The organism is Acidilutibacter cellobiosedens (assembly GCF_004103715.1).
Classification (GTDB): Bacteria; Bacillota; Clostridia; order Tissierellales; family Acidilutibacteraceae; genus Acidilutibacter; species Acidilutibacter cellobiosedens.
This window is the reverse complement of record NZ_CP035282.1, coordinates 3,433,743-3,452,072: the sequence shown is the minus strand read 5'-3', so window position 1 is coordinate 3,452,072 and position 18,330 is coordinate 3,433,743. Positions and strand designations below refer to the sequence as shown.

Sequence of the window (18,330 nt, the reverse complement as noted above, 5' to 3'; positions counted from 1 at the left end):
TATGAATGAATAGAAGGAGAAGAATAATTGTATCGTTATTGCTCGTTTTGATTATATCAACAAATATATGTACAGGTGTTTTTGCCGCTAACGAATCCTCGTTAACAAGGGAAGAGCTTTATAAGGCGGCTCAGAAAACAATAGAATATTATCATAAAACCTATAAGTCGGAAAAATATGAAGGAATAATGGATTGGCCTGCCCTTGGATTATTCGGATTCGGAGAAGATGTAAGCGGTCCTAAGTGGACCGTAGACGGAAAAAATGCAGCTTATTTCAGAGAAGAAGAAGCTAAAAACGGGGTCGGTCTTTCCAAAACCAAGAATACAGATTTTCAGAGAACCATTATCGGTATTTGTGCGGCGGGAAAGGATCCGAGAAACTTCGCCGGGATGAATTTGGTTCAGATTGTAAAAGATACAATGCTTCCAAACGGGCATTTTGCAGATTCCGTAGCGGATAATAAAACAGGGAAACCCGTGGGGGACAATTTAATAAATGCTCATATATTTGGGGTTATTGCTCTACATTGTGCCGGAGAACCAATACCGAATAGGGATAAATGTGTGGAATGGCTTGAAAAGCAGCAGCATAAGGATGGAGGATTTACTTGGGATGTAAAATATTTTGATAATCCTAAGGATTATGATTATATTGTTTCCGATGTGGATATGACGGCAGCAGCACTGATGGCTTTTGCCATACTTGGGGAAGATGAATCGAATCCTGTAGTTGCCAAAGCAATACAGTTTTTACATGATGAACAGCTTCCGAATGGAGGATTTCATTCCTGGGGGACCGACAATCCCGAAAGCTGTGCATGGGCCATACAGGCATTGACATTACTCGGACAGGATCCCATGGGGCCTGAATGGACAAATACAAAGGGACAAAACCCCGTTACATCTCTTCTGAGATTTCAGAATTCCGACGGAAGCTTTGTTCATGTATTGGAAGAAGACGATATGATAGATGTATATGAAAACAGTATGTCTACTTATGAAGCATTATACGGAATGGCAGATGCCTATAACAAGAAGTCAGCCTACGATATGCTTTATGAAAAGTACAGACCTGAAGGGGAAAAATATCTTTTTAAGGATTATAAACCGGGAGATTATGCATTTAAAGAAACGGCGGATTTGGTTTATGACTATATCATATCGGGATATACCGACGGTACTTTTAAACCGGATAATAACGTAACAAGAGCTGAATTTACAAAGATGCTGAACAACGGGAAGGGATTCAGAAACGAAGCGAGAGATTATTCGGGAGAAAGTAAATTTAATGATGTACCTGAAGACCACTGGGCCTACGGGAATATAGGAGTAAGTGCGGAAAAGGGATATATCACCGGAGTTACCGAAGATACATTTAAACCGGAAGATCCCATAACGGGAGAACAGCTTATGATAATTTTAATAAGAGCGGCAGGTCTTGAAGAAGAGGACGACAAACTGAAAACAGGAGGCGGAGATTGGGTTGAAGGGTATATAAATTTGGCAAAGGAAAAAGGTCTTGTATATGAAAATTTTCAGCCTAAAGAACCAGTTACAAGAGCTCAATGTGCATGGAGCTTATATCAATTTTTGAATATTAACAATTAAATCTAATTGGAGGGAAGAACAGATGAAAAATATAGCTGAAAGTCAAAAAAAATATTTAGCCCGTGACAGGAATATTGGATTTTCATCTGTGCACCCCCTCCCTTGTTTAATATATTACATAGGAGTAATAATTTTTTCCATGATGATAAAGCATCCCTTATTTATATTTACGGGTTTGGTTTTAACCATATTTATCAATTATATAGGAGATGAGGGAAGAACCTTAAAAAAAAGTTTGAAGTTTTATCTCTTTATAGGAATGATGGTAGCCTTGATAAACCCTTTCATATCCCATGAAGGGAATACGATAATTTTTTATTTTTTCAGCCGTCCTATCACTTTGGAATCCGTAGTATACGGGATTGTAATGATGTTTTCTCTCTTAATCATACTTTTTGTATTTATATCATTTAATCAAATAATGACAAATGAAAAAATTTTGTTTCTTTTTTCAAATATATCACCGAATACGGGACTGATTGTCATGATGATATTGAGATTTGTGCCTCTTTTAAAGGATAGAATTCAAGATATATCACTGATTCAGGAGCAAAGGGGAATCAGTACAAAAGAGGGAAAAATTAAAAAAAGGCTGGAAAACGGAATGAAAATACTAAATGTCCTTATCGCCTGGTCCTTGGAAGAATCCATTGAGACGGCAAGATCCATGAAAGGGAGAGGATACGGAGTTGTACACAGGAGAACTTTTTATAATAACTACAGGATGGATAAAAGGGATTGGACGGTTTTCTTGGTTCTTTTGTCTTTAATATTTTTGATAATTGTTTTGCACGGTTTAGGTTACGGAAAATTTGAAATTTATCCGAAAGTGGGAAATATATTGTTTAATTTAAAAGATGTATTTCTGTACATATTATTTATTTTATATATGAGTATTCCTATTGTTTTGGAAGGGACGGACAGATTGAAATGGAACAAATTCAGATAAAAAATTTATCCTTTACTTATCCCAATCAAAAGAAGAAGGCTTTGGATAATATCTCCTTTTCGGTAAAAGAGGGGGAATTTTTAGTATTATGCGGTCCTTCCGGATGCGGAAAGACTACCCTTTTAAATCAGTTGAAAAAGGAAATTGCACCTAACGGGGGAAAAGAAGGGGAGATATTGTATAAGGGACAGTCCATTGAAAAAATGGATAGGAAAATTGCAGTTGAAGAAATAGGGATGGTATTTCAGGAACCGGAAGCTCAAATCGTGACGGATACAGTATGCCATGAATTGTCTTTTTCTTTAGGAAATTTAGGATATTCCTCGGAGGAGATGAAAAAGAGGATTGGAGAGATATTCAATTTTTTTGGAATGGAAAATAAGTTTTACGATGAGATAAAAAACATGTCGGGAGGACAGAAACAGATACTCAATTTAGCATCGGTACTGTGTCTTCATCCGAAAGTACTTCTTCTCGATGAACCTACTTCTCAGCTTGACCCGGTTTCAGCCAAAGATTTTATTCAGATGGTATATAGGTTGAACAGGGATTTCTTTATGACGGTTTTAATGACTGAGCACAGGTTGGAAGAAGTTTTTCCTATAGCCGACAGGATTATTATGATTAAGAATGGGAGAATAGAGTATGACGGAAGGCCTAAGGAGGTTGCCAAAAGTATATATGATAAGAAAGATAAATTATATATGAAATTTCTTCCGACAATAACCCAATTTTATTTTCAAAAGGAGAAGAATCCGGCAATCGGCAATATTCCCATTACGGTCAGGGAAGGGAAAAGATGGCTCAGCGGCATAGATATAAATAAAATAAAAGGAAAAGAAATTAATTCAAAAAATTTCGATTCCGTCATTATGGATTTGAAGGATATTTCATTTAAGTATGTAAGAGAAGGTCCATATATTTTAAACAAATTAGACCTGAAAATATACAAGGGAGAAGTATTATCAGTATTGGGGGGCAACGGAACCGGAAAATCGACTCTTCTTAAAATAATAGGGAAAATGTTCAAACCTCAAAGGGGAAAGATCTTATCGAATGATTTTAAAATAGGATATCTCCCTCAGAATCCAATGAGCTATTTTCTTTATGACACCGTGGAAGAAGAAATATGTAAGGAAAAAGAAAATAAGGATTTTAGAAATGAAAAATTCGAAAGGATTATAGAACTTTTTTCTATAAAAGATTTATTGAAGAGGCATCCATATGATTTGAGCGGAGGAGAAAAACAAAAGGTGATATTGGCTTCCATACTCATGACAAATCCAGATGTGATTCTCTTAGATGAGCCCACTAAGGGGATGGATGTTATATCTAAAGATGTTCTTAAACATATTATAGATAAATTGAAAAACAAAGGAATGACTGTAATTATGTCTATTCATGATTTGGAATTTGCAGCGGAAAATTCCGACAGATGTGCTTTGCTGTTTAACGGAGAAATAGCCGTTGAAGATATTCCCTCTCTGTTTTTCAGCAGAAATTATTTCTACACAACAGCTATTAACAGGATATTCAGAGATATAATACCTCAAGGGGTTATCAAGGAGGATTTGATAATTGATGATTAATTCGAAAAAATATATCATTTTAATTTTGCTTGGAAGTATACTTATATTGATATTTTCGGTATTGTGGACGGATAAACATTATATGATTTTCAGTATTCTGATAATTTTTTTGTCATTAGTTCCCTTTTTTCTTAAGTTTGAAAGAAAAGAACTGAAAGCAGAAAATACGGTACTGATTGCCATACTGGCATCGGCGGCGGTTCTCGGCAGGGTTCCCTTTGCAGCCATACCCAGTGTACAAGCCACATCCTTTGTTATAATAATGACTGCTCTTTCCTTTGGAGAGGAAGCGGGATTTATGGTCGGCGCCTTGGGGGCATTTGTTTCAAATATGTTTATGGGCCAAGGACCTTGGACTATATGGCAGATGTTTTGCTGGGGAATGATGGGGGTTTCGGCGGGAATATTGAGAAATACAAAATTTATGAAGAATATAATCGGACAGAGTATATTTGGATTTATATGGGGATTTTTATTTGGCTGGATAATGAATATATGGTATGTCCTGTATTTCGGTGCTGATTCATTTTCCTTTCAGGTATTTTTAGTGTCATGTATAACCAGTTTTAAGGTGGATTTAAACCATGCAGTTTCCAATGTGGTATTTATACTCATGTTCAGTAAGAGTTGGAAAAAGATTTTTGACAGAGTTAAAATAAAATACGATTTATAAGATAAAGATTAATTTTTTCTCTTTTTTCTTTTGTGATATTATTAGTATGAATAATCGTTATGTAATACTTCAGTTTATTGTCTTAATAGGTTTATTTTTCTAAATTGTATTGAGAAAGGAGGAATTATTGTTGACTGTTATAACCTTGATTATGGGAGTAATCGGAATACTTTTATTCATGTTTATAGCCTGCTCATTTAAGAGATTGTTGTTAGACAATGAAAGCGGGTTTTTGCACTTGTTAATGTCATTAATGTTTATTTGTTGGCTTCCGATCCCTTTTGCAATTTATATTAAAATGAAGGAGTATGACTTTTTGATGATTGGGACAATATTTGGCGTATTGTCGCTTTTACTTTTTATATTTACGATGCTGTTACAAGCAGGTCATTTATCATATTCTGCAAAGGTTCAAGGTACAGACAAGATTTTATGGGAGAACAGAGATGAATGGATGTTGAATGGCCTTTTAGGCGGATTAGTTGAATTAACGGCTGGGTTTCTTAAAGGCATATGGGCTATATTTCTTACGATTTGCTTTAAATTAAACGAACAAACAATATTTTTCATGATAGGTATTGTTTATTGTATATTGACCCTTTTTTATTTAAATATGTTATTTAACAGTAGTATTAATAAAAAACCAAAATTTTTAAAATACTTAAAACTTAATACCGTAGTTATGAATTTAGAAAATGTGGTATGGTTTGCTGTTTTATTGATATGGCTGGTAAAATAAGTAAAAAGAGAAAATTCAAAATTGTTTTATGTTTACTTTTTAACTGTTTATGGTATAATATTAATAAGGTAATCGGTACCGCAATGGTGCGGTTACCATCAAGTTGATTACATTATATAATCACCCTGTTAGTGGCAGGGTGATTAGTTTTTTCGATTGTTATTCCTATCTAAATAGGAGATAAGCGATACCAACAACACGCCAAACGCAATCATTAATGATATTGCTTGATATGCAGTCATACCGCACCACCGGCAAACACACCCTGCTTTTTCCGATTACCTTTCTTTTATTTTACCAAAATATTCATGCTTGTACAATAAAATATCATTTAAAGAAAGTTTAAAAATATTACAAAATTTGATTGTTAAATATTGAAGTAATTAGATTTATATGGTATACTGATTATAGTAAAAAAATTAAACTTTTAACAATTTAATAATAAATTGTTTGAGTTCTTTATCTCAAGACAAAGATTAAAAGGGAATCAGGTGAAAATCCTGAACGATCCGGTCACTGTAAGTGGGGAGCGTTCCTTCAAGAAGTCACTGTTTAGATAGTAAATGGGAAGACGAAGGAAAACGTTGCTTTGATCCACAAGTCAGGATACCTGCTTAGACATATTGCATTACCTTCCGATGAAAGGGACATGTGAAACTATACTTAACTGTTTAATATAATAAATATCGTAAATTATAATATTTAACGAGTTTAACAGCTCTGACTTTTATCGGAAGTCAGAGCTGTTTATTTTTTTACAAAATTAGGGTAAGGGGGGACAAGGGATAAACATAAGAGTTCAGAAAGGAGGAGATACACAGCAGCAAAAGGTATTTACTTTAAAAAATAAAAAATCTAAGGAGGAAATATTATGAAAAAATTTAAAGAAATTAACAAGTTCAGAAGTATTAGTATACTGATTTTGGTATTGACTTTATTTTTATCAAATGTAGTCTTTGGAGCTCCCGCCACAATAAGCTATAAAATAGTGAGCACCTCGGATAAAGGCGGCATTGTATTTCAAAGTGAAGAAGTTGCAGCAGATACAGACGAAACATACTTTGATGTTCTGCAGAGGATTTGTTCAGATAATGGCATTCCTTTGGATGCTTCCGGTTCAGGTGCCGGAACTTATGTCAGAGGAATAAACGGGGAATATGAAATGAGATATCTTCCCAATGAAGATTATTATTCGGGATGGATGTTCAGAGTGAATAATGTTCTTCATGGATATTCCGCAGGGGATCCGGCCAACTCTAAAGTTTCAGAGGGAGATAAAATTACATGGTACTATGCATGTCCGTCTTATACCTATTTCCCAATCCTTGATGATAATGATATAGACTTTGATTCATCAGGGAACATGATAATAAATGTAGAGGCAGAGATATTTGAAGATGTATGGAATTGGCAGATAATTACGGTTCCGTTAGATGAAGGCAGAGCTGTATTGGAAGATGATTCGGGAAATAAAATATATGCCACAATAAACGACGGAGAAGCCGTGTTTAATGAAACTAATTTAAAAAAGTTTAAGGGGAAAAATGTAAAAGCTTATGTGGAAGGAAAATGGTATGGAGAAACAGAAAATCCAGACCATTGCCCTAAAATTGTCAAATCGGAGATAGTGAGGGTACAGTTATAGAATATTTAATATAAATATATTCATTTTTATTAAAAGTTTTTAAGGGGAACTCAGTAAAAAATAAAGAAGATATCATCATGATATCTCCTTTATTTTTTATAAATATTATATTTTTGAATAATAATTAATTTTTTATGGTGTTGTTTATAATCAAAATATGTTATATAATAAAAATAGATTTGGAAGTAAACTATTGAATAATTGAATATTACCTTTAGGTTCTCTGTTTTTAGAGATTAAAAGGGAATCAGGTGAAAATCCTGAGCGATCCGGTCACTGTAAGTGGGGAGCGGCCTTTCAAATATACCACTGAAAATTTTATTTTTGGGAAGGGGAAAGGCGGCGTTGAGCCATAAGTCAGGAGACCTGCCTATATGGGGATAACGTTAACCTTCCGGGATTGAGGTAAAATGAAATTTATTATAAATTGTTGACTGTTAAAAAGTCTCGGATTCTATGTGGAAACCGGGACTTTTATTTTTTTAGTTATAAAGAGGGGGAATGTTAATGAAAAGGTTCAAACGTATTTTATCATTATGTATAGTTTTGACAATGATATTTACTAACGGAAGTTCTTTTTACGAAGAGATTTTTCGTTCTAAGGATTTTCCGAGGGGTATATCATATGCACAGGACAATTTGAATACGGAAAATCATGCAGATGAAGAAAATGATGTAATTCCTCAGGAATCCAATGAGGAAGATACAACAATTCCGGGGAAGGAAGGAGGGGAAGAAACAAAGGATATTGCAGTTCCGGAAGAAACCGGTCAAAACAAGGATATTGTTTCTAATGGGGAAGACCAAGAAAAGTCCGAACAGAATGATGAAATTGAAGAACAGTCGGAAGTATCTGAAGGGATAAGCTTTGATAAAGATATATTTTCGGCAGGAGAAAATATAACGGGAACTATAAATTATCCGGAACATAAAAATGAAAATGTGGATGTAATTTTTTATGACAGTTATACTAGAGAAGATAAAGGTTCGTTAGATAAGGTAACATTAGATGAGAACGGGACGGGCCGTATCGACATTTCGATACCGGGATATCTTGCATCCAACGACATAAATGACAATACGTATGCTTTGAAATTTGCTGTTGGTGATTCGAAACTGTCTGTCGAAAAGGTAAATATAAATTTTACTGATATTGTTACTTACGATAAAACCGGAATTAATACTTATGACAAGAATGGAAGGTTTATCAATGACAGCATAACCGCTACCATAAATGAAGAAATTTATAGTTCTGACTTAAAAATATATTTGGTTAACCCTTATAATGCGGATGAATCAATAGCAGTAGAAAATACCGGTTCGAAGGATATAGAAATATCTATTCCCGAAGATTTAAAATGGGCTAAAGCCGTTTTGAGAATAGAATCGGGCTCGAATATTTACACCGTACCGTTTCCGTTGAATTCTATAGTTGTTTACAATAGAGGCAGTATAAAAGCAGGAGAAAGCTTTGTTATAAATTTGAATATTCCTGAAATGGCTAATAGTGAGATAGAAGATATATGTATTAAAGATGGGGATTCCTGGGATAGCACAGATTTCACAGAGCTATTGAATAATAAATCATTAGACGGAAAAGGCGGATATACTTCGGAAGAAATTTCTCTTGTCAATTCTGAAGAAGTTTCTCTTGCAAATATAATGAAGTATAGCAATTCAGTATTAAGAATTCATTTTTACACAAATAAGAATGTTTATTATTGCGTTCCTTTTATCAATGTTGAAAATCCTGTTTCTAAATTCGATATAGGAGAAGAAAGTAGTTTTGAAGTCAATAAGGATACTATAAAGACTGATATCGAGGCTGCCGGTTTAGCTGGAAAAGATTTTGAATTGGTTATAAAAGATGAAACAGGGGATCCGACCGGAATTTCAGAAGAGGGAAAATTTGGCGAGGCAGGGGATGCTCATATTGAAATTCCTCTAACCAAAGCTGTTGAGACGGGCGAATATAAATTAGTCCTTGAATCGGAGGGAATCGAGTATAAGGAGATTCCTATAGATATAGTATATGATCCCGTTTCTAAATTTGATATAGGGGAAAAAAGAATATTTGAAGTCAATAAGGATACCATAGAGGCTGAGATTGAGGCTGCCGGTCTAGCGAAAAAAGATTTTAAATTAGTTATAAAAGGTGAAACCGAAGACGGAGAGGAAGTCAAGACCTTAAAAGAAGGATATCTTGACGAGAGTGGGAAAACCAGTGTAAAAATTCTTCTAACTAAAGATATAAAGCCACTCAAATACAGCTTAGTCCTTGAATTGGGAGGAATCAAGTGTAAGGAGATCCCAATAAGGATAGTATATAATCCCATAACCCTTGAGGCGGACAGATATGATCCGGATAATTTTATCCAGGGAAAACTCTATGCGGTATACGGTGGACCTGATGAAGATGACGGATATGAGTGGATTAGTTCCTATAAAGCCGTATGGGGAAAAGATGTTAAATTTAAAATATATGTAAATATAGGAGAAAAAGCCGAAAAGGATTTTACTATCAAACTGTCGCCAAATAAAACCCAAGGAATAGAAACAGACGAAATTGAGGCTTCGGGAAGGACAGATCTTGATGGACTGGCAACTGTAGAGTTTACTTTGCCTCATGATTTGAAACTAAGAGAAGACCAAGGGTTTATTTATTATTTATTTAGTTTGATTGTGGACGGAAACGAATTATCTTCTGAAAGTCTACAGTGGGTTTTTTCCGTAAGAGAGTATCCGAAAATAAATAAAACAGCTGACGGAAACAAATTGTATGTGCAACTCGATACTCCGGCCTGGGCTGAGGGAGAAGTTACTTTGTCTCTCAATAATGAAAGTTCGGGGCAGGGAGTTCTAATAGACGGAAAGTCCATATATTCTTTAAAATTAGATGACAAGGGCCAATATGAAGGAGAAATTTCTCTTCCCGATAAGCTCGATGGAGGTTCTTACAGCCTCCAGATAAGATACGGGGAAGTTTATACCGCTGCTCTACAAGTACGCTATACGGCGGATATCACGATTAATGTAAACAGCCTGATATTTAAGAATACCACATTTGACTTGAATATTAGATTAGACAGAGAGTCTTATAAAGGGAAAGAATACGAACTCAAAGTTTATGATTATATAAACGGGAAATATCCGCTGATTAGTGGGGAAGAAGTAGTGTTATCCCAAGGGATTTTGGAGGGCAATATTAATACAGGATTAAACACTCCCGAGAACATGGGAAAACTGAACCAACTTCCCAGCGGAAAATATGCTTTGGAGTTTTCAATTGACGGGGATAAATATTACGGATATTTTGCATTGCTGGACAGATTCGTGATTAACAAAAACTTTATAGCTGAGGGAAAAGAAACGACAGTTGAGTTCCAGTTCGGAGTTAAGGGCGTTAATTCAAATACGGATTATAATATATATTTATATAATGCCAAAGATGAACCCGTAACGGATGAAGGAGGAAATCAGATAGGTATTGAAGGAAAGACCTCATCTACCAGCTCAGGATATAATTCCGGAAGTATAGTTATTCCTTCCACATTGGAAAAAGGTCTGTATAAATTTATTTTGAAAATAAACGGAGAGGAAGAGGAATATTCAGCTTCTTTCCAAATAAGTGATGCTATTGTTGATGAAGTGAGAAGTACTGTTGATGTCCTTTCCGACGTGGTACTTACCAACCATTACAGCATGGACTGGGTTTCCGTAGGAGTGAACAGGGCAGGAAAAAGCCTTCCGAGCAGTTATTTGGAATCGACTGAAAATTATATTGTAATGAATAAAGGAATTCTTCCCAACATAACAGATTACGAAAGAATAACTTTAGGAGTTACGGCAGCGGGAGGAGATCCTACCAATATAGGCGGGTATAACCTTATAGAGAAAATATATAACGGAGATATAGAAGGACAAGGGAACAACGGAGTTGCCTTCGGACTTATAGCGGTGGACAGTAAAAAGTATGATATTCCGGCTGATGCTAAGTGGAATAGAGACAGGATGATTCAGTATCTTCTTAATAATGAATGTACAAATGGCGGTTGGCAGTTGGGGGGAAAGGGAACGGATCCGGATCCCGATATGAGCGGAATGGTAATGACTGCTCTTGCACCCTATAACAATAAAGATTATCCTCAGGTACAAGCTGCCATTGCAGGAGCTGTAGATGCTCTTTCACAAATTCAAAGACCTGAGGGCGGATTTGCTTCGTGGGGTACGGTAAATTCGGAATCATGCTCTCAAGTGATAATGGGACTTTGTACCAACGGGGTGGATCCGACGGGACCTGAATTTACAAAGAATAAAAATTTAGTGGAAGCCCTTTTAAGCTTTAAAACTGCTGACGGAGGAATAGCTCATACGGAAGTAGGTGGAAGTCTGGCAACTAACGGCATGGCATCGGAACAGGCTCTCTATGCATTGGATCAATATATATTCTTTGTGGAGGGCAAGGGTTCCATTTACGACTGGACTCATGATGATGAAGATGAACATGATAGGATTGAACTGGGTAAAAAAGTAAAAATTTCTCAAGACGGTAAAATGTATTTTGCCGGCGGGATAGACGTTGAGTTTCCTCAATCCTCATATAATCCCGATTCTTCTACTATAATGGTCTCGGATGTAACAGATTCGAAAAAACCGGGAGAAGAGAGTTCCCTTAAATTACACGGAAAGATAATAGAAATTTCTCTTGAAGGCGTAAACGAATCGTATGATATTTTACTTAGAATGCCGGTAAATTCAGGAGAAGATTTAACCAAATCCGCCATATATATTTTTAACAATGCTTCCAACAAATTTGAATATCTCGGGAATGATGTTTCCAATAAAAAGTTAACCGTAAACATTACCAATAATTCTTCAATATACGGAGTATTCGGGGATGAAACAAAACCGACGGGAGTAAAATTTGATTATGAAGTAAGTAAAAATAAAGTAACATTAAAAAATATAACGGCAGTAAGCCAATCGGGAATAAAGTATTTTGAAATCTATAGAGACGGCAAATATTTAGGAAATGCCGAGGGAGATTCTTTTGTTGATCCCGATGCCTTAAGTTATAATACGGAATATAAATATAAAATAAGAGCAGTTGATAATCTTGGAAATATTTCGGATTTCAGTGATGAAATCATAATAAAAACCAAAGATATAAACGATCCGACGGATCCAAACAATCCTAATCCTCCGGCGGATCCTAACGATAAAGAAGTTACCGTACAGATAAGAATTGAGGGATATGATCATACTGTAGTATCTATGAGAGATATAAAGGTATCGAGGTTCGGATTGGATGATTATTTAGGGCCGGCAGGCGGAAGTTCCGCCACACCGTCAAAGGGTTGGGGAAAAGAAAAATTCAAAGGACCTACTGTGGCTCATGCCACGATAAGGGCTATGGAAGCTGCAGGGGTTGATTATGATTATCAGGATTACGGTTGGTCACTGTATCTTGCTATGGTGGATGGAGACAGGGAATTCGATTACAGATCTACGTCAGGTTGGATGTACAGGGTAAACAGATGGCTTCCTAATTACGGATCCCAAGAATATTATCTTAAAGACGGGGATGTAATAGAATGGTATTTTGGTGCCTACGGATTTGAGAATTGGTATACAAAGATTTCTGCCAACAAAACCAGTGTTAAAACGGGAGAGGAATTAACCGTAACTCTTACAGGAGAGTCAACAGACCTAAACGGTGAAAGCGGAAGAGGAAATACGGTAAAAGGCAAAGTCGATAATGCGGAAATATACGTAAACGAAGATGCATTTTCGGTAGACGGTGAGCCGGCAGTTACTGATGAGAACGGAAAAGCAGTATTGAAATTCAACAGCCCCGGGACATATTATGTATCGGCAGAAAGATTCAGCGGAGAAGGTATAAGGAATATAATTCGTCCCGTACCTGTAAAAATAACGGTAACAGGAGAAGAGATACCTCAGAAGGAAGTTACAGGAGAAGAAGAAGGAAAAGATAAGGTAAAACCTATAAAGAATTCCGAATATGAAATAGAATACAAAACGGTAACAGATCCTAATTCCACGGAAGATCAGATATTAAGGGCAGTGGAATCGGCAGTAGGGAAATTAGCAAGAGACGGAAAAGAGATAAAAGAAGAGAAAACTGCATTAAAAATAGCTCAAGATATGAGAGACGTATTAACAATAATGAATAAAGCGGCAGACAGGATAACCACAGAAGAAGGGATGAGTATAGTATTATCAAAGAATACGCAGATACAATCGATACTTATTAGGGCATCGGAAAAAGCCAAATTGCAGGAGAACAGAAAAGAAATAGAAGAAACTTCGGAAAAGGTACTGGAATTTGTACTTAAACTGATAAACAAAACACTATCGGAAAAGAAAACGGAAGAACTAATAAATGAAACCATAACAAATCAAGGTAAGATAGTTAAAAATATAGGAAAGGAATATGGAAAGAAAATAGAAACGATATCCGCAAAATTAGTGGAAAAAGGATCAGAAAAACTTTCGACAGTAAAACTTTCAAAAGAAGAAAGAACAATAGGGGAAGATTATATAAACAATAAATTTATAACTACAGCAAAAACAATAGAACAGAAACTTAAGGAACAAAATATAGAGCCGACAAGGAGCATACAAAATAAGGAAATAATAGAAATAGGAAAAGAACAAGGATATGAAATAGGACTGGCCATAGCAAAAGAGGCATTAAACAAAGCTAAAGAGGAAGGAATAGAAACAATAGAAATAAAAACAGAACTGGGGATAGTATCCTTATGTGAAGAATTGATAAACAGAGGTGAAAAATTAGATATAAAAATTATTAAAATAGCAGATGGAGTAGAAATATCAATAAAAGATGAAGCCGGAAAAGAGATAGTGCTAAGCAAGCCAATAGAAATATCGATTCCTTATACAAAAGAAATAAAAGCACAGTCTAATATAGGAGTATTGCAGATAGGCAATGAAGGGAATAAAGAAGAACTGGGAGGAGTATATGACAATACAGACAATACGGTTAAATTCATAACAATGAATACGGGAAGATTTATTCCGCAGGAAGGAGATAGAGAATTTGAAGACATTAGAGGAAACGATATAATAGGGGAAGCAGTAAGAAGCCTGAGTTCAAAAGGGATAATCAAAGGGAGAACAGAAAAAGAATATGCTCCCAATGAGAACATAACAAGAGGAGAATTTGCAGTCTTAATATCAAGGATGATGAAATATGACGAAGAAGGAAATAAAGAATTGCCATTCAAAGACGTATCAAAAGATAAATGGTACTACAAATCAGTATGTGCAGTATATGGAGAAGGGCTTATAGATGGGAAAACGAAGGAAATCTTCGAACCTCAAGCCAATATAACCAACGAAGAAATGGCAAAGATAATAGGAAATATACTGAAAAATAACTTTTATAGGGAACAGAAAGAAGAAGAAATAAAATATACGGATGCAGACGAAATATCGGATTGGGCAAGAAAAGGAGTAGCAATAGGAAAATATAACGGGATATTTGAGGGATTGGACGAAAACAGTTTTAATCCCAAGGAAAAGGCAACAAGAGGAAATACAGCGGTGATGCTTTACAGGCTGTATGAATTAATCTTAAATAAGTAGGCTCTCTTATATTAATATAGAGGAAGATATTACAAAATATCTTCTATAGCGGGTTCTTAGAACCCGCACTTTTTTTATGATAAAATTTAGGAAAATTCCTTGACGCTGATTATAAAATATGGTATGTCATAGTTACTGATAAATGGATATATAACTGTAATAATATATTTTTTAGGGATAAGAAAAGATAGGGAGTGATGAAAATGTACGAATACAAATTTGAAGAAGTACAGATTGCAAGGGATTTTAAAACGAAAAGAGGGGATTCCTTTGAAATATGTAAAGAGGTAATTTTAAGAGAAGCTAAAAATGGTTGGAGGTTAGTACAAATTGTTATTCCCCCAAATGAGAAAGCAGGTGTTTATGCCGCTTATTGCTATCAAATCATATTTGAGAGAGAAAGTAATTAATTTAATTATCAGCCGATATATGCTATATTATAAGTAGACTTTTACTATAAAAGGTGGTATATATGAAAGATGAAATTTTAAGGTTATTAAAAAACAATAAAGATGAATTTTTGTCGGGAGAAAAGATAGGTGAAAAGTTAGGAGTATCCCGGGCAGCTATTTGGAAATACATAAATGTGTTAAAAGAAGAAGGGTACGGGATAGAATCAGTTCCAAAACAAGGCTACAGAATTGTTTCGGTACCTGATGTACTGACATACGAAGAAATAAAAGAATATTTAAGCACCAAATTTGTCGGAAGAAATATTTGTTATTTTGATACGATATCTTCCACAAATATGGAAGCCAAAAGAATAGCTTTAAAGAATCCGGAAGGGACAGTGGTTATATCGGAGGAACAGGCAAAGGGTAAGGGAAGGCTTGATAGAAACTGGGTTTCTCCCCCCAAAAAGGGTATTTGGATGAGCATGATATTAAAACCCGAAACGGAACCTACGAAAGTAGCGAAAATAACTTTGCTGGGAGCGGCAGGGGTAAACAAGGCTTTAGAAGATATGGGAATATACTCTAAAATAAAATGGCCTAACGATATAGTTATAGACGGTAAAAAAGTCTGCGGGATTCTTACGGAAATGAGCTGCGAACTGAATATGATAAATTATGTTATAATGGGCATTGGAATAAATGTCAATATGGATAGAGAGGATTTTTCCGAGAATTTAATAAATAAAGCTACTTCGTTGAAAATAGAACAAAATAAAGAAATTAACAGAAAAGAACTACTGGCCGGCATATTAAACAGATTTGAAGAATTCTACATACCTTTTAAAGAGGATAATGAAATTTCGGAAGTAATAGAAATATGCAAAAAAAATTCTGCCTTGATAGGGAAAAAAGTCAGAGTAATAAAAGATGGAGAAACAAAAACAGGGAAAGCCTTGGATATAAACAATGAAGGCCAGTTAATTGTAATGTTTGAAGACGGAAGCATTGAAAATATATTTTCAGGCGAGGTATCCGTCAGAGGATTGGAAGGATATGTATAGAATTTATTTTTTCAAATTTCATATTTAGTGAAGAAATAGGAGTATCTAAACCAAATAAATTATTTTTCAATTTTATCTTTAGAAATAAGACTTTGGAGAAAAGACGCTGTATCATGGTTGGGGATGATGTTATTGAGGATATAGAGGGTGCCGCCAATTATGGATTAGATTCGGTTTTGATAAATCGAAAGGGAAAAACTTATGATAATATCAGTGGAAAAACAAAGTTTTATGAAATATCTAGTTTAGGAGTGTTGCCTGAAATTATACTTAATGGGTAGTAGAATTAAAAAAACAATATTTGATTAGGCTATCTAAAATTTAGGGTATTACAAAGAAAATAAAAAAATATATCGAAAAATGAGTAATGTTTTGCTTAAGTTATTTTCTAAAAAATATTATAAGAGGTGATATAAAATGGCTGATATTATTGATGGTGTTAGTCATACATTTAACGAGTTTTTGTTAATCCCACGCTTAACCACGAAGGATTGTACACATGGAAATATTTCTTTAACTACTTATCTAACCAAGGTTTCTGATAAATGTGATCTTGATGCTATGAGATTAAACATTCCTATGGTGTCGGCTGCTATGCAGTCGGTTTCTGATGCAAGAATGGCAATAGCGCTGGCACAAGAAGGAGGATTATCATTTATATATTGTTCACAGTCAATTGAAGAACAATGTAAAATGGTAAGAAGTGTTAAGTTATATAAAGCTGGTTTTGTAGCAAGTGATACAACTTTATCACCCAAAGATACAGTTGCAACAGCTATGAGATTACGTGCAAAGACAGGACATTCTACTATAGCTATTACTGAAAATGGATGTAACAATGATATTCTTGTAGGATTGGTGACGAGTAAAGATTTGAGATTAAGTCGAATCGATCCTAATGATTCCCTTGATAAATACATGACACCAATTGACAAATTAGTTGTTGCATATGAAGGTATCAGTCTTCATGAGGCTAATGATATAATTTGGAGGCATAAACTTAACTGCCTTCCGATTATTGATAGGAATAAAAGGCTGAAGTATTTGACATTCAGAAAAGATTATGATGCAAGTAAAAAATATACTTCTCAGCTGGTTGATGCTCAAAAGCGTTTAATGGTAGGCGCAGCTATTAATACATGGGATTATATGGATCGAGTTCCTGCCCTAATTGATGCAGGTGCTGATATTTTATGCGTTGATTCATCAGATGGGTACAGTGAATATCAATTTGATGCGATAAAGATGATTAAGAATAAATATGGAGACAAAATAAAGATTGGCGGAGGGAATATTGTATATCCGGATGCATTTAATTATTTGGTGGAGGCGGGTGCGGATTTTGTAAAAGTCGGAATTGGAGGTGGTTCAATTTGTATTACTCGCGAACAGAAAGGGATAGGAAGAGGACAAGCAAGCGCTATTATTGATATTGCACGAGAACGGGATGCCTTATATCAAAGAACAGGAGTTTATATTCCCATATGTGCTGACGGCGGTATTGTCCATGATTATCATATTTCTTTAGCAATTGCAATGGGAGCGGATTTTGTAATGCTGGGAAGATATTTTGCAAGATTTGATGAAAGCCCAGGCAAAAAAACGCATATTGGAAATCAAGTTGTTAAAGAACACTGGGGTGAAGGGACAAAACGTTCCGCAAACTGGAGCCGTTATTTAGATACAGGCAGACCCGATATTATTTTTGAAGAAGGTGTCGATTCTTTTGTTCCATATGTGGGTGGACTAGATGAAAATTTGCAGATAACTCTGGCAAAATTGAAATCAGCGATGATTAGCTGCGGTGCCAAAACAATAAATGACTTCCAAAAGAATGCTCTTTTGACTATAGTTTCGCCATCAAGTATCGTTGAGGGCGGTGCTCACGATTTAGTGTCACGACCTATGATGGAGTGAGTTCATTGATTGTATATTGAATAAGGAATTAGCAATAGTTGCAGATAATCTATATAATATTGCTGGCATTGAATATGCTCAGTTTGTAAATAAGTTATGGTATTTTATATTTTTAAAGTCCTG

General features: G+C 35.2%; 12 protein-coding genes and 2 riboswitches. Of the genes, 11 read left to right on the top strand and 1 reads right to left on the bottom strand.

Annotated features, from left to right (window positions below):
• The first annotated feature begins 5 nt into the window (after positions 1 to 5).
• From EQM13_RS16670 to EQM13_RS16650, 5 genes are all read left to right on the top strand, one after another.
• Entirely contained in the window at positions 6 to 1,610 is a 1,605-nt protein-coding gene (locus EQM13_RS16670; protein WP_114218677.1) for an S-layer homology domain-containing protein, read from the top strand.
• A 22-nt stretch (positions 1,611 to 1,632) separates the two neighbouring features.
• Positions 1,633 to 2,559 carry an energy-coupling factor transporter transmembrane component T gene (locus tag EQM13_RS16665; RefSeq protein WP_128753292.1) on the top strand — a complete coding sequence of 309 codons (927 nt, stop codon included), beginning with the start codon at positions 1,633 to 1,635 and terminating at the stop codon, positions 2,557 to 2,559.
• Complete coding sequence (locus tag EQM13_RS16660) at positions 2,541 to 4,148, top strand: ABC transporter ATP-binding protein (RefSeq protein ID WP_128753291.1); 1,608 nt, start codon at positions 2,541 to 2,543, stop codon at positions 4,146 to 4,148. The genes EQM13_RS16665 and EQM13_RS16660 overlap by 19 nt, the downstream gene beginning before the upstream one ends.
• Entirely contained in the window at positions 4,141 to 4,821 is a 681-nt protein-coding gene (locus EQM13_RS16655; protein WP_114218680.1) for an ECF transporter S component, read from the top strand. The genes EQM13_RS16660 and EQM13_RS16655 overlap by 8 nt, the downstream gene beginning before the upstream one ends.
• Before the next feature lie 130 nt (positions 4,822 to 4,951).
• Positions 4,952 to 5,560, top strand: a complete 609-nt coding sequence (locus EQM13_RS16650) for a hypothetical protein (protein ID WP_128753290.1) — start codon at positions 4,952 to 4,954, stop codon at positions 5,558 to 5,560.
• A gap of 143 nt (positions 5,561 to 5,703) precedes the next feature.
• Here EQM13_RS16650 and EQM13_RS19080 read toward each other — a convergent pair whose 3' ends face one another.
• On the bottom strand, positions 5,704 to 5,802 hold the full coding sequence (locus EQM13_RS19080; protein ID WP_406565230.1) for a putative holin-like toxin: 99 nt from the start codon (positions 5,800 to 5,802) through the stop codon (positions 5,704 to 5,706).
• 193 nt (positions 5,803 to 5,995) lie between these two features.
• Positions 5,996 to 6,192, top strand: a riboswitch (cobalamin riboswitch).
• Positions 6,193 to 6,431: 239 nt separating this feature from the next.
• On the opposite strand from EQM13_RS19080, the gene EQM13_RS16645 reads away from it, so the two are divergent.
• The 6 genes from EQM13_RS16645 (at position 6,432) to EQM13_RS16620 (ending at position 18,207) form a co-directional block, all read left to right on the top strand.
• The gene (locus tag EQM13_RS16645) at positions 6,432 to 7,205 is read left to right on the top strand and encodes a DUF4430 domain-containing protein (protein WP_128753289.1); all 774 of its coding nucleotides are present in this window, start codon (positions 6,432 to 6,434) and stop codon (positions 7,203 to 7,205) included.
• Positions 7,206 to 7,405: 200 nt separating this feature from the next.
• Positions 7,406 to 7,593: riboswitch (cobalamin riboswitch) on the top strand.
• Between the two features lie 119 nt (positions 7,594 to 7,712).
• Positions 7,713 to 14,834 (top strand): S-layer homology domain-containing protein, encoded by a 7,122-nt coding sequence (locus EQM13_RS16640; RefSeq protein WP_161567293.1) that lies wholly within the window; start codon positions 7,713 to 7,715, stop codon positions 14,832 to 14,834.
• Between the two features lie 203 nt (positions 14,835 to 15,037).
• Positions 15,038 to 15,244 (top strand): DUF4177 domain-containing protein, encoded by a 207-nt coding sequence (locus EQM13_RS16635; protein ID WP_071139289.1) that lies wholly within the window; start codon positions 15,038 to 15,040, stop codon positions 15,242 to 15,244.
• Positions 15,245 to 15,306: 62 nt separating this feature from the next.
• Positions 15,307 to 16,290, top strand: a complete 984-nt coding sequence (locus EQM13_RS16630) for a biotin--[acetyl-CoA-carboxylase] ligase (RefSeq protein WP_071139288.1) — start codon at positions 15,307 to 15,309, stop codon at positions 16,288 to 16,290.
• Positions 16,245 to 16,571, top strand: a complete 327-nt coding sequence (locus EQM13_RS16625) for an HAD family hydrolase (protein ID WP_083381792.1) — start codon at positions 16,245 to 16,247, stop codon at positions 16,569 to 16,571. Before EQM13_RS16630 ends, EQM13_RS16625 begins: the two co-directional genes overlap by 46 nt.
• Before the next feature lie 136 nt (positions 16,572 to 16,707).
• Positions 16,708 to 18,207 carry an IMP dehydrogenase gene (locus EQM13_RS16620; protein WP_128753287.1) on the top strand — a complete coding sequence of 500 codons (1,500 nt, stop codon included), beginning with the start codon at positions 16,708 to 16,710 and terminating at the stop codon, positions 18,205 to 18,207.
• The last annotated feature ends 123 nt before the right edge of the window (positions 18,208 to 18,330 follow it).

What these genes read in the sequence shown, in the direction of transcription:
- EQM13_RS16670 (WP_114218677.1), top strand. Translation starts at nt 6, where the DNA reads ATGAATAGAAGGAGAAGAATAATTGTATCGTTATTGCTCGTTTTGATT.
- EQM13_RS16665 (WP_128753292.1), top strand. Translation starts at nt 1,633, where the DNA reads ATGAAAAATATAGCTGAAAGTCAAAAAAAATATTTAGCCCGTGACAGG.
- EQM13_RS16660 (WP_128753291.1), top strand. Translation starts at nt 2,541, where the DNA reads ATGGAACAAATTCAGATAAAAAATTTATCCTTTACTTATCCCAATCAA.
- EQM13_RS16655 (WP_114218680.1), top strand. Translation starts at nt 4,141, where the DNA reads ATGATTAATTCGAAAAAATATATCATTTTAATTTTGCTTGGAAGTATA.
- EQM13_RS19080 (WP_406565230.1), bottom strand. Translation starts at nt 5,802, where the DNA reads ATGACTGCATATCAAGCAATATCATTAATGATTGCGTTTGGCGTGTTG.
- EQM13_RS16645 (WP_128753289.1), top strand. Translation starts at nt 6,432, where the DNA reads ATGAAAAAATTTAAAGAAATTAACAAGTTCAGAAGTATTAGTATACTG.
- EQM13_RS16640 (WP_161567293.1), top strand. Translation starts at nt 7,713, where the DNA reads ATGAAAAGGTTCAAACGTATTTTATCATTATGTATAGTTTTGACAATG.
- EQM13_RS16635 (WP_071139289.1), top strand. Translation starts at nt 15,038, where the DNA reads ATGTACGAATACAAATTTGAAGAAGTACAGATTGCAAGGGATTTTAAA.
- EQM13_RS16630 (WP_071139288.1), top strand. Translation starts at nt 15,307, where the DNA reads ATGAAAGATGAAATTTTAAGGTTATTAAAAAACAATAAAGATGAATTT.
- EQM13_RS16620 (WP_128753287.1), top strand. Translation starts at nt 16,708, where the DNA reads ATGGCTGATATTATTGATGGTGTTAGTCATACATTTAACGAGTTTTTG.